The 11577-nt window shown below is 63.1% G+C and carries 9 protein-coding genes; 1 reads left to right on the top strand and 8 read right to left on the bottom strand.

Features of this window, described 5'->3' with window-relative positions; genetic code table 11:
- Positions 1-109 precede the first annotated feature (109 nt).
- The 6 genes from GCN74_RS00255 to GCN74_RS00230 all read right to left on the bottom strand — a co-directional run bounded on the left by GCN74_RS00255 (position 110) and on the right by GCN74_RS00230 (position 9135).
- Positions 110-2059, bottom strand: a complete 1950-nt coding sequence (locus GCN74_RS00255) for a S9 family peptidase (protein ID WP_226938794.1) — start codon at positions 2057-2059, stop codon at positions 110-112.
- 67 nt (positions 2060-2126) lie between these two features.
- The gene (locus GCN74_RS00250) at positions 2127-3599 is read right to left on the bottom strand and encodes an amino acid permease (protein ID WP_099666227.1); all 1473 of its coding nucleotides are present in this window, start codon (positions 3597-3599) and stop codon (positions 2127-2129) included.
- 419 nt (positions 3600-4018) lie between these two features.
- Positions 4019-5449: an amino acid permease gene (locus GCN74_RS00245; protein WP_152254799.1), complete on the bottom strand. Its 1431-nt coding sequence runs from the start codon at positions 5447-5449 to the stop codon at positions 4019-4021.
- 114 nt (positions 5450-5563) lie between these two features.
- The gene (locus GCN74_RS00240) at positions 5564-6022 is read right to left on the bottom strand and encodes a RidA family protein (RefSeq protein WP_070254760.1); all 459 of its coding nucleotides are present in this window, start codon (positions 6020-6022) and stop codon (positions 5564-5566) included.
- 254 nt (positions 6023-6276) lie between these two features.
- A complete protein-coding gene (locus GCN74_RS00235) occupies positions 6277-7860 on the bottom strand; it encodes an ATP-binding cassette domain-containing protein (protein ID WP_152254798.1) in 1584 nt (527 codons plus the stop codon).
- Between the two features lie 162 nt (positions 7861-8022).
- The gene (locus GCN74_RS00230; RefSeq protein ID WP_152254797.1) at positions 8023-9135 is read right to left on the bottom strand and encodes an NADH:flavin oxidoreductase/NADH oxidase; all 1113 of its coding nucleotides are present in this window, start codon (positions 9133-9135) and stop codon (positions 8023-8025) included.
- Between the two features lie 175 nt (positions 9136-9310).
- Between GCN74_RS00230 and GCN74_RS00225 the strand changes: the two genes are divergently transcribed.
- Positions 9311-9880: a glycine zipper 2TM domain-containing protein gene (locus GCN74_RS00225; protein WP_152254796.1), complete on the top strand. Its 570-nt coding sequence runs from the start codon at positions 9311-9313 to the stop codon at positions 9878-9880.
- A gap of 6 nt (positions 9881-9886) precedes the next feature.
- On the opposite strand, the gene GCN74_RS00220 is transcribed toward GCN74_RS00225, so the two are convergent.
- Positions 9887-10396 (bottom strand): DUF1993 family protein, encoded by a 510-nt coding sequence (locus tag GCN74_RS00220; RefSeq protein WP_152254795.1) that lies wholly within the window; start codon positions 10394-10396, stop codon positions 9887-9889.
- 109 nt (positions 10397-10505) lie between these two features.
- Positions 10506-11480: a DUF2167 domain-containing protein gene (locus tag GCN74_RS00215; protein WP_152254794.1), complete on the bottom strand. Its 975-nt coding sequence runs from the start codon at positions 11478-11480 to the stop codon at positions 10506-10508.
- Positions 11481-11577 lie beyond the last annotated feature (97 nt).

Below are 11577 nucleotides of genomic sequence, written 5' to 3'. Positions count from 1 at the left end.
TTGCCGCGCCTCGTCGTACATTCGTACTGCCTTCGGCACGGCGCCTGGCCCTGAACATTTTGTCAGCCGCTTTATCCAGGTTGGCCTGCCTGCGGCAGGCCGCCAATGACTACTTCAGATACCGTTCAAACCAGCCGACAGTACGCTGCTGCAAGTCGCGCTGATGCTCGGGCTTGCGGAAGGAATGGCCTTCGCCATCGTAGATGAACAGGCTGGACGGCACGCCCATGGCGCGCAGGCCGTGCCAGAATTCCAGCGACTGGGCGGCCGGCGTTTCCACGTCGCGCTCGCCCACGTAGATCAGGGTCGGCGTCTTCGCCGCCTTGATCGATTCGATGGGCGAAGCCTTGCGGTAGACGGCCGGGTTGTCATACGCGGAGGCGCCGAAGAACGGGATCATCCACTGGTTGATGCCGTTCTGGCCATAATAGCTGATCCAGTTCGACACGCCCGCGCCCGCCACGGCCGCCTTGAAACGGTCGCTGTGCGTGACGCCCCACATGGTCATGAAGCCGCCATACGAATGGCCGATCAGGCCCAGGCGCTGGCCGTCGACGGGCGCCACTTTTTCCACCGCATCGATGCCGGCCAGGATGTCGCGCCAGTCGCCGCCGCCAAAGTCGGCCATGTTGGCACGCGTAAATGCCTGGCCCTGGCCGAAGCTGCCGCGGGGATTGGGCAGGAAGACGAAATAGCCTTTTTGCGTCAATTCGCGGATCAGGGTGCTGGCCGCCACATAACGGGGCGAGGCCGCCGCGCCGGGCCCGCCATGCACGTTGACGATCATCGGGTAGCGCTTGCCGGCCTCCACCGACAACGGTCCCAGCAGCCAGCCTTGCACCTTGTATTGTTCGTTATTCCAGCCCACGTTTTGCACCGTCAACTGCGGTGCAAAGCCGTCATTGTCGCGCGTGATTTTTTTCAGCTGGCCCGCCGGTCCCGCCACCAGGTAACTGGCGTGCGTAAAGTCTTCCTGCGCGGCAGCGGCGTGGCGGCCATCGGCGCTGAACGACAAGCGGCCGTCGCTGCCGCTGCTGCTGAGCTCACCGAGCATCACCGGCTGGGCCGGACCGGCTTGCGCATCGACAGGCACCAGCGCCAGCTGCGAATCGATCAGCGCGGTCGCCAGCAAGCCGGCGCCGCGCCAGACGACGCCATTGAAGGTGCCGCGATAGTCTGGCGTGAGATTGCGCGGGGTGCCGCCGGCCAGGGGGACCGTGTACAGGTCGCCGCCGATGGAGCCGAAATCGCTCATCAGGCCGCCGATGAAGACCACCGTCTTGCCGTCCGGCGAGACCGAAGGCAAGTTCAGCTGCATGGCCGGCGACGCGATCACGCGCAGGGCGCCCGTGGTCCCATCAATATGGCTGAGCTTGGCAACCCACCAGTTGCTGTCGCCATTGCCCTGCGCGCTCGTGGCGACAAAGCCGCGGCCATCGGGCGTCCAGTTGTATTCATACACATAGGTGTCGCCTGGCGACAGCAGACGCAGTGCGCCTCCGCTGACAGGCACGACGGCGATGCGCTGGGCATCGTCTTCGCTGCCCACTTCGCCCACCTGGCGTGCGCCCGCCTCGACGGCGCCGGCCAGCTTGCGCGCGCCCACCGTCGCGAGCAGGGCCAGCTGCTTGCCATCGGGCGACCAGCGCGCCGTGCTGGCCACACCTTTGATGCTCGTCAATATCTGGGCTTGCGCCTGTGTCATCGTGGCCAGGTACAGATGCGCCATGCCCGCCTTGGCATCGTAGGCGACAAAGGCCAGCTGCCTGCCGTCCGGCGACCAGCTGGGCTTATCGTACGAGCACACGGCGCAAGGGTCGAATTGCTGGACGATGGCGCCATTGGCAGCGTCGCGCACGACGATGGCCGCATGCGGACGCTGCGGCTGTTCGCCGGTCTTGCTCGATTCGATGGCGGCAATGCGCTGGCCATTGGCCGACAGGGCAACGGCACGGTAGTCGCGCAACGCCGGCTCGGCTGCAGGAGCGGCCTGCGCCGTGGTGCCCAGAAGGCTGCTTGCCAGCAAGCCGCATGCGGCCAGATCAGTTATTTTCATCATGTAAATTCCAGTTAAGAATAAAAAAAACCGCCGGCAAGCGCGGCGGTTTCGGATGGAACAGACTGCATCAGCGGGCCTTCTTGCCCAAGTGCGAATGCCGCATGCTGTACAAGAAATAAATGGCCACGGTCACCGCCATCCACACGCTGAACACGACAAACGTCGTGTGCGGCAAATCGCGCATGATGTACAGGCAAGCGAGCACGCTGAGGCCAGGAATCACATACGGCCCGAACGGTACGCTGAAGCCTTCGATGCGGTTGGCGCCCTGCTTGTGGCGCAGCACGGGCACGGCAATCGACACCACCATGAACGCGGTCAGGGTACCGATGCTGACCATGTCCCACAGGTAAGTAGCATCGACGGAGCCCGCCACCACGGCCACCACCAGGCAGACGATGATGGTATTGCTGACCGGCACCAGGGTGCGTGGATGAATCTTCTGGAACGACTTCGGGATCAGGCCGTCGCGGCTGACGGCAAACAGGATGCGCGTCTGGCCGTAGATCGTCACCAGGGTCACGCTGAAGACGGAAATGACGGCGCCAGCCGACAGCACCAGCGCGGGCCAGGTCTTGCCCGTGACGTTTTGCAGGATCACCGCCAGGCCCGCTTCCTGGCCTTCGAACAGCTTGGCCTGTTGTGCGCCCAGGGCGGCCACGGCCACCAGCAGGTAAAACACGGTGACGATCAGCAAGGCGCCGAGGATGCCGCGCGGCACATTGCGCGTGGGATTTTTCACTTCGTCGCCCGCCGTCGCCACCGTATCGAGGCCGATGAAGGAGAAGAAGACGGTGCCGGCCGCGGCCGTCACGCCCGTCATGCCGGCAAAGCCCTTGCTGTTGTCGGCATTGAAGAAAGGGAAAAAATTGTCGGCATTAAAACCGGAAAACGCGATGACGATGAAAAACACGAGGATCGCCAGCTTGATGATGACCATGATGGCGTTCATCAGGGCGGACTCCTTGGCGCCGCGCAGCAGCAGGAAGCCGCACATGCAGATCAGGAAGATGGGCGGCAGGTTGATGTGGCCGGCATGAAACTCCATGCCATGCGGGCCAGAAACGATCATCGGCGTGCGCAGCATCTCGGGAATATGCCAGCCGAAGGCATTTTCCAGGAAATTATTCAGGTAGGACGACCAGCCGATGGCCACGGCACTGCCCGCCAAGCCGTATTCGAGCAGCAGGCAGGCGGCCATGATGAAGGCCAGGAACTCGCCCACGGTGGCGTAGGCAAACGAATACGAGGAGCCGGAAGCGGGAATGCGGAACGACAATTCCGCATAGCACAAGGCCGTCAAACCGGCCGTGATGGCGGCGATCAAAAAGGACAGGACGACCGACGGGCCTGCCTTGGGCACGGCTTCGACCATGGTAAAGAAAATGCCCGTGCCGATGGTGGCACCGACGCCGATCATGGTGAGGGAAAACAGGCCGATGGACCGGCTCAAGCCACTGCTGCTGAGGCCTTCACCATATTCGACCGTGGTATCGATCGGCTTGGTGCGGCAAAGTTTCTGGACCAGGGTTTGGCTCACTAGCATTCCTTTATGAGGCATGCACTTGAACACCTGCCAAAACCTACTGCGCGTCGTGATTTGCGGCCTGCGATGCTCACTGTGCATTCGCACAGCTGCGCTTCTTAGCCACAACTCGCATCCGCTCGCTACGGTTTTGTCAGGTGTCGTTCGAAACATGACGGGTAAAAACACTTAAAAATGGCGCTCCGGCCCTACCTGGCAAAAAACCGGAAAGATCGCGTCCATTTTCAAAACTAAGCGATTATAGGGCTTTCATCGGCTCAGCTAAACAGAAGTTTGATGCAAGGAAACAACGCCAGGCGTGCGCCATCAAACGCGCACTGGCGCTAGCGCTGCATGGAATTGCCAATATGAAAGAAAAAGCGCGCCGCTGCAAGAGCAGGGGCGCGCTTTTGATTCAGCTCAACTACGCCGAATTACTTTTTACCGTGCGGCACATCGGCCGGTGGCCAGCCTGCTTCGTAGCCTTGCGGCACGTCGTCGCGGCGGTCTTTCGGCGCCAGGCCCAGCACGTAGTACAGCACCGTCAGCAGGATCAGCCAGGCAGGACCCACCATCAGGGCGATGCGCGTATCGGGGAAATACGCCATCAAGCCGATCACCAGCGCCAGGAAAGCCAGCGAAATCCAGGAACCGTAGGGCGCGAACGGCATGCGGAAGGCCAGGTTCTTGATTTCCAGCGGCGTCAGGGTCTTGCGGAACTGGATCTGCGTGACGAGGATCACGCCCCAGGTCCAGACGGCGCCGAAGGTGGAAATCGAGGTGACCCAGATAAACACTTTTTCCGGCACCAGGTAGTTCAGCAGCACGCCCAGCAGCAGAGCAAACACGGATACCAGGATGGCGCGGCGCGGCACGCCGCTGGCCGTGGTTTCCGCAAACGCCTTCGGCGCCTGGCCTTGCTGCGCCAGGTTGTACAGCATGCGGCCCGTGCTGAAGATGCCGCCATTGCACGAGGACAAGGCTGCCGTCAGCACGACGAAGTTGATAATGCCCGCTGCCGTCTTGATGCCCAGGCGTTCGAACGTCATCACGAAGGGGCTGCCCGAGGTACCGATTTCATTCCATGGGTAGATCGACAGGATGACGAACAAGGCGCCGACATAGAAAATCAGGATGCGCCAGAACACGGAATTGATGGCGTCGGGAATCGATTTCTTCGGGTTCGCCGCTTCGCCGGCCGTCAGGCCGATCATTTCCACGCCCAGGTAGGCAAACATCACCATCTGCAAGGACATCAGCACGCCCTGCGCGCCGTTCGGGAAGAAACCGCCATGCGTCCACAGGTTCGAGATGCCGATGGCCACGCCGCCGTTGCCGAAACCGAAGATGATCATGCCCGTGCCGCCGACGATCATCAGGATGATGGTGACGACCTTGATCAGGGCGAACCAGAATTCGAACTCGCCATACGCTTTCACGGCCAGCAGGTTGATCGCGCCCATGGAACCCAGGGCCGCCAGGGCCCAGATCCAGCGCGGCACGTCGGGGAACCAGATGCCCATGTAGATGGCGACGGCGGTAATTTCGGCCACGCATGTGACCAGCCACAGGAACCAGTAGTTCCAGCCCGTCAGATAGCCTTGCAGCGGTCCCAGGTAATCCTGGGCATAGCGGCTGAAGGAGCCGGCCACGGGATTGTGCACGGCCATTTCGCCCAGCGCGCGCATGATCATGAAGATGACCGCGCCACCGATGATGTACGACAGCATGATGCCGGGACCGGCCATCTTGATGGCGTTGCCGGACCCCAGAAACAGGCCCACGCCAATCGCGGCGCCCAGCGCCATCAGGCGGATCTGCCGCTCGCCCAGGCCGCGGTGCAAGCCTTGTTCACTCGTTTTCATTACGTGTCTCCGTTTTTTCTTGAATACACCGATCCCTCCACCCAATGGCGGTTCCGCTCTTGCTGGAAGGGAGGAAACGGTGAGCCGGCGGCAAGCGCCGGCATGCTCAGACGATCAGGCCAGTTCGGCGATCAGTTCGATCTCGACGCAAGCGCCCAGCGGGATCTGCGCCACGCCGAAGGCGGAGCGGGCGTGCTTGCCGCTGTCGCCGAAGACTTCGACGAACAGTTCCGAGGCGCCATTGGTGACCAGGTGCTGTTCCGTGAATGTGGAGGTGGAATTGACCAGGCTCATGACCTTGACGATGCGCTTGACCTTGTTCAAGTCGCCGCCGCACGCGTCTTGCAAGGTGGCGATCAGTTCGATGGCGATGCCGCGCGCAGCGATCTTGCCTTCTTCCGTGGTCACGTCCTTGCCCAGCTGGCCGACCCAGACCTTGCCATCCTTCTTGGCCAGGTGGCCGGACAGGAAGACGGTGTTGCCCGTGCGGGCATGCATCACGTAAGCGGCAGCTGGCGCAGCAACGACTGGCAGTTCGATGTTGAGGGCTTTGAGTTTTTCGTAAAACGACATGCTATTTCTCCAAGAAAACAATATAAACGAAACCGAAATTCATGAGCGGCTGGGCACGGACAGCGTCGCCCTGGCAGCGCGGCAGTGAGCGACAGCAGTGCCAGATTAAACGTCATCATATTGGTGAACCAGCAGTTTTAGTTCACAAATAGGCCCGGTTATTCAGTGGATTATACCGACAATCAAACAAAATTCAGCATCGGTTCATGAAGCATGCTCTCCAGGCATCGAGCGTGTATTTTTTCATTCAATTATCACTTATGCAATGTCAAGCCCTCCGGGTCAAGGTTTATCGCCTCCAGAAATGCCCGGTCATGCGAAACCACAAGTAACGCCCCCTGATATTGCAACAGCATCTGCTCGAGCGCCTGCAGGCTGGCCACATCCAGGTGATTGTCCGGTTCGTCGAGCAGCAGCAACTGGGGCGGCGCCTGTGCATACAGTTCGGCCGCCAGCGCCACCTTCATGCGCTCGCCCCCGCTGAGCAAATGGCTGGGCATGGTGGCGCGCGCGCCGGCAATGCCCAGCAGCGCCAGCCGCGTGCGCAAGTCCCCTTCCGCCAGGATGCTATTGCGCGCCTGCAAGCGCTGCACGGCGCTGCGGTCTCCTTCGCGCGCGCCCGCATGCTGGTCCAGCCAGGCGATCCTGGCATGGCATTGCACGGTGCCGCCGACGGGCATCAGTTGCCCGGCGATCACGCGCAGCAGGGTCGACTTGCCGCTGCCATTATTTCCCGTCACGGCCAGGCGGCGCGGCCCGCTCAATACCAGGTTGAGGGCCTGCGCCTGGCCATGCGGCAAGACCACGTCGCGCAATGCCAGGATCAACTTGCCGTTCGGCACAGCGCTGTCGGGCGCCAGCAACAGGCGTTCCATCTCCGGCGCGCAGCGGGCGCCGGCGTCCATCACCCGTTGCTGGCGCGCCTGCTGCGCTTCCTGCGCACGCACGCGCAGCTTGCCCTGGCTATCCTGGCTTTTCTCCTTTTTCGCATCGAGCAAGAGCTTGCTTTGATTGCCTTCGCGGCCCTCGCGCTCGCCACGTCCCACGCGGCGCTGCTGGCGCTCGGCCTGCTGCTGCGCTTCGCGCTGTTCGCGTCGGGCGCCGGCCTTTTCCGCCTGCAGGGCGGCGGCGTAGCCGGCCTGTTCCAGCGCGCGCTGCTGCGCATACATCGCGTAATTGCCGCCATAGCTGTGCAAGCCCTGCGGCGACAATTCGGCGATGGCATCGACGTGCTCCAGCAGCGCGCGGTCATGGCTGATCAGCAGCAAACCGCCGGGCCAGCGCCCCATCTGCGCCACCAGGCGGGCGCGCTGCTGCGCATCGAGATGGTTGCTCGGCTCATCGAGCACCAGCCAATCCGCTTGCGACAGCCAGGCGCCCTGCAAGGCGATGCGCTGGCGTTCGCCGCCGCTGAGGCTGGCCGTGGGCGTGCCGGCGTCGACATGGCGCAGATCGAGCGCATCGAGCGCCTGGCGCAGGCGGGCGGAGGCATCCCAGCGCTCGCCCACCAAGGCGTAGTCGGCTTCGTCGACGCTGCCGGCGGCGATGTGCGCCAGTGCCGCCAGCAAGCCCTCCATGCCGGCGAGCGCCGCCACGGTGCGGTAGTGTTGCGGATCGAGTTCCTGCGCCACGTAATGCACGCTGCCGTCGCAGCGCACGGCGCCGCCCGATGGCAGCTCGTGGCCGGCCAGCAGGCGGGCCAGCACGCTCTTGCCCACGCCGTTATCGCCGACGAGGCCGACACGTTGCGGGGCAAAGGAAAATTGCAAATCGGAAAACAGCACCCGGCCATCGGGCAAGGCATGGGACAGACGGTCGAGTTGTAGTAATGCGGGCATGGATACTCCTTGTACGTGCAGACAGGGCTGGCGAACCCGCGCGGCGCAAGGTGCCGTGGCGGGAAGGGCGAGGCCGTGCACACAGCACGGCAGTATCAATGGCGCATGTCGAAGCGTCCTGGAGAAATGGGAAGAAACGTCAGTGTAGCAGAGACAGCCGGTTCAGCGCTGGCCCAGGGCCGTGTCGCCGAACAGGTTCTTGAATTCACGCGGCTGCGAACGCCAGTACTGGGGCGGCGCCTGCACCTGCGCGCCCAGCTGGGCCGCCGCATGCCAGGGCCAGCGCGGGTCGAACAGGATGGCGCGCGCCAGCGCCACCATGTCGGACTGGCCGTTGGCAACGATGTCTTCCGCCTGCTGCGCTTCCGTGATCAAACCCACGCTGATGGTGGGCAAGCCGCTGTCGCGCTTGATGCGTTCGGCAAACGCCACCTGGTAGCCAGGCCCCACGGGAATCTGCTGCTGGGGCGAAATGCCGCCGCTGGAGACGTGGATGAAGTCGGCGCCCAGCTGCTTGAGTTCCTGCGCGAAGCGCACGCTTTGCTCGATGTCCCATCCACCGTCGACCCAGTCGGTGGCGGAAATGCGCACGCCCACGGCCACGCTGGCGGGCACGGCGGCGCGAACGGCTTCATACACCTCCAGCGGAAAACGCATGCGGTTTTCCAGGCTGCCGCCATACGCATCGGTGCGGTGATTCGACAGGGGCGACAGGAACTGGTGCAGCAGATAACCGTGCGCCGCGTGCAGTTCGATGCCCTCGATGCCCAGCGCATGCACGCGCTGGGCGGCCGCCACAAAGGCGCCCTTGATTTGCAACAAGCCCATCTCGTCGAGGGCGATCGGCACCGTTTCGCCGGGCGCGTGGGCGATGGCCGATGGCGCCACCGTTTGCCAGCCGCCCTCGGCCAGGTGCACGCAGGCGCCGCCCTGCCAGGGCGCGCGGCTCGACGCCTTGCGTCCCGCATGGCCCAGCTGCACCACCAGCGGCATCGGGGCGTGGCGGCGGATCGCCTGCACCACGTTGGCCAGCGCCGCCTGATTCGCGTCCGACCACAGGCCCAGGTCCTCGGCCGAGATGCGTCCCTCGGGCGAGACGGCCGTCGCTTCCGTCATCAGCAGCCCCGCGCCGGACAGGGCCAGGTGGCCCAGGTGGATCATGTGCCAGTCCGTGGCATTGCCATTGTCGGCCGAGTACTGGCACATGGGCGCGATGGCGATACGGTTGGCCACTTGCAGCGGCCCCAGTGCATACGGCGTGAATAGCTGGCTCATGGCGGACTCCGGAAAAGGGGAAGCACCGATTCTACTGTGCTTTGGAAAGCGCGGCTTACACCTGCTTACGTTTGATACAGCGCAAGGGCTAGCCTTGCGCAGGCGCGGCCGTTAATGTGGACACACCAGCTGGACACATCAACAACAGCGCAACACATTGCCCCCAGGAGAACACATGAACACGACGACTACCGCCAACCGCATCCACCCCTTGATGGCCGGCGCCGCCATTTCCGTCACGGTGCTGTGCCTGGTGGGCGCGGCATCCATCGCCGGCATCCTGCCCAATTCGCGGGCCAACGTGCCTGCCACGCCGGCCATCCCTGCGGACGTGGCGGCGCTGACGCCAGCGAGCGCGGCAGCCCTGGCAGCGCCCGTGGCCGCCCCGCTCGCCGCTCCCGTCGTGGCGCAGGCCGCTCCCGCGCCGGCACCGGCGCCGGCCCCCGTCGTGCACAAGCGCGTCGTGCACCACACGCAAGTGGCGCAAGCACGCCCTGCCTACAACGATAACAATGATGGCTACCGCGACACGGCTTACCGCGAACCCGTGCGCCAGCAGCAGCCGGCGCCGGCACCGGCCCAGCCCAACTACGTGGGCATCGGCACGGGCGCCGTCATCGGCGGCTTGATCGGCAATCAGGTCGGTGGCGGCCGCGGCAAGGCGCTGGCGACCGTGGCCGGCGTGATCGGCGGCGGCATGCTGGGTAATGCGGTACAGAACCAGGTGCAACAGCCGCAACCTTAAGCCAAGTCAGTCGTACGGTCCCAGATAGTCGAGCTTGCCTACGGCCACGCCATTGTTTCGCAGGATGGCGTGGACCATGGAGACGTGAAAATAGAAGTTGGGCAAGGCAAAGCTGAGCAGGTAATCATCGCCCGAGAATTTCGTGCCTTCATCGGTCCAGTTCAGCACCACTTCCTTCTGCGCGCTGCCCGCCATCTGGCCCGCATTCACGCTGTCGATGTAGGCGATGGTGTTGGCGATGCGCTCTTGCAGCTGTTCGAACGACGTTTCGTTATCGTCGAATTTCGGCGCCGGCACGCCGCTCAGGCGCTCGACCGACATCTTCGACGTGTCGCTGGCGCGCTGCACTTGCGCCGTCAGGTCCAGCATGTCAGGCGCCAGCCGCGCGCCCAATACAATCTCGGGCACGATGCCGTCTTCCTCCACATGCGCCTGCCCCTTGTCCAGCAAGGCCGAGACGACGCGCAAGCCGCGGATGAAGACGGGGATGGTTGCCTGATACATGGACACGGACATGGCGCACTCCTGATAATGAACGATGCGCCAGTGTACCCGAGGCTTCGTCTTCCGGCAGCGCGCGCCATGCCGCTCCCGTGCGCCAGCGCACCGAGCGGCCCAATTGCTTTTACTTTTCCAGGTTGACCTTGCCATCCGGCGCATGGCCGGGCTGTTCTGCCGGTTCCGCTTGCGGCAGCGGCTGCGGTGCGGGCGTCTCCTTGCGCTTGCCGCCAAAGAACTTGACGATGGCCGCACCGGCACCCACGACGGCCAGGATCAGTACTTTCTTGAAGGCCAGCAACAGCGCCAGCAGCTTGCCAAACAGGCCCAGCTTGCTGGCCACGCCGCCCGCCACCAGTGCCGCCAGGCCGTACTCGGCCACCTTGTCCGTCTTGCTGTCGAAATCCGTGTAGCGGTTACCCTCGGTAAATTCCGTGAACGCCGTTACTTGCTGCATTTCTTTCTTGATCGCCTCGATCTGCTGCATGCCGGCGATCGCGTTCAGGTTCAGCACGCCTTCGCGGCCCAGCACGCGCACGTTGTAATTGAGCGAGTGCTCGCCGCCATCGACCATCAGGTCCTTGGCCCAGTACAGCTTGTGCGTATCCTTGGCATAGCTGGGTTTTTCCGCCCAGCCCATCAAATGGATGCCGGGATAGCCCTGCTTCTTGCGCTCCGCATTGTTTTCCAGCACGGACGCCTGCATCTCCTTGAGCAATTCGTCATACTTGATGCTGTCCGCATCGTCATCCTTGATATGTCCTTCCTTTTCATAGGTGACGATGACACCCCAGCTGTCGCGCTCGAGCACGCTGGTCTTGGCGGGCACGATCATGCCCAGCGATTCCATGCCCGGTGGATTGCCCCAGGCGTCGACCAGCACGCGCTCGGCGTCCGTCGGCGACAGATAACGGAAGTTGGCGGGCAAGTCCAGGGTGGCGATGCCGCCCGGCAAAGTGATCTTGCCACGCTGCAGGTGCAACTGGGCGAGGAATTGCTCGGCAGTCATTTCCGGTGCGGAAGCCTTGTCATCGGCAGGGGCGGCAGCCGTCAGGCCGGAGAGGGTCAGGCACAGCAGGGCTGTCAGCAGGCGTTTCAACATGATCGGTCCAAAAAATTGCAAAGGGTAAATATTTTATATCAATTGATTGCTTAATGGATAATTATTTCCGTGTGGAATTTTTTTTACAAAAAAAGCG

The sequence above is a fragment of the Janthinobacterium sp. FT14W genome, from assembly GCF_009208755.1.
GTDB lineage: Bacteria > Pseudomonadota > Gammaproteobacteria > Burkholderiales > Burkholderiaceae_D > Janthinobacterium > Janthinobacterium violaceinigrum.
The sequence above is the reverse complement of the archived record's forward strand: the minus strand, read 5'-3'. Positions and strand labels throughout refer to the sequence as shown.

Excerpts from the sequence above, each read along its gene's own strand:
- GCN74_RS00255 (WP_226938794.1), bottom strand. The coding sequence starts at position 2,059 with ATGATGAAAATAACTGATCTGGCCGCATGCGGCTTGCTGGCAAGCAGC.
- GCN74_RS00215 (WP_152254794.1), bottom strand. The coding sequence starts at position 11,480 with ATGTTGAAACGCCTGCTGACAGCCCTGCTGTGCCTGACCCTCTCCGGC.
- GCN74_RS00220 (WP_152254795.1), bottom strand. The coding sequence starts at position 10,396 with ATGTCCGTGTCCATGTATCAGGCAACCATCCCCGTCTTCATCCGCGGC.
- GCN74_RS00240 (WP_070254760.1), bottom strand. The coding sequence starts at position 6,022 with ATGTCGTTTTACGAAAAACTCAAAGCCCTCAACATCGAACTGCCAGTC.
- GCN74_RS00230 (WP_152254797.1), bottom strand. The coding sequence starts at position 9,135 with ATGAGCCAGCTATTCACGCCGTATGCACTGGGGCCGCTGCAAGTGGCC.
- GCN74_RS00225 (WP_152254796.1), top strand. The coding sequence starts at position 9,311 with ATGAACACGACGACTACCGCCAACCGCATCCACCCCTTGATGGCCGGC.
- GCN74_RS00245 (WP_152254799.1), bottom strand. The coding sequence starts at position 5,449 with ATGAAAACGAGTGAACAAGGCTTGCACCGCGGCCTGGGCGAGCGGCAG.
- GCN74_RS00235 (WP_152254798.1), bottom strand. The coding sequence starts at position 7,860 with ATGCCCGCATTACTACAACTCGACCGTCTGTCCCATGCCTTGCCCGAT.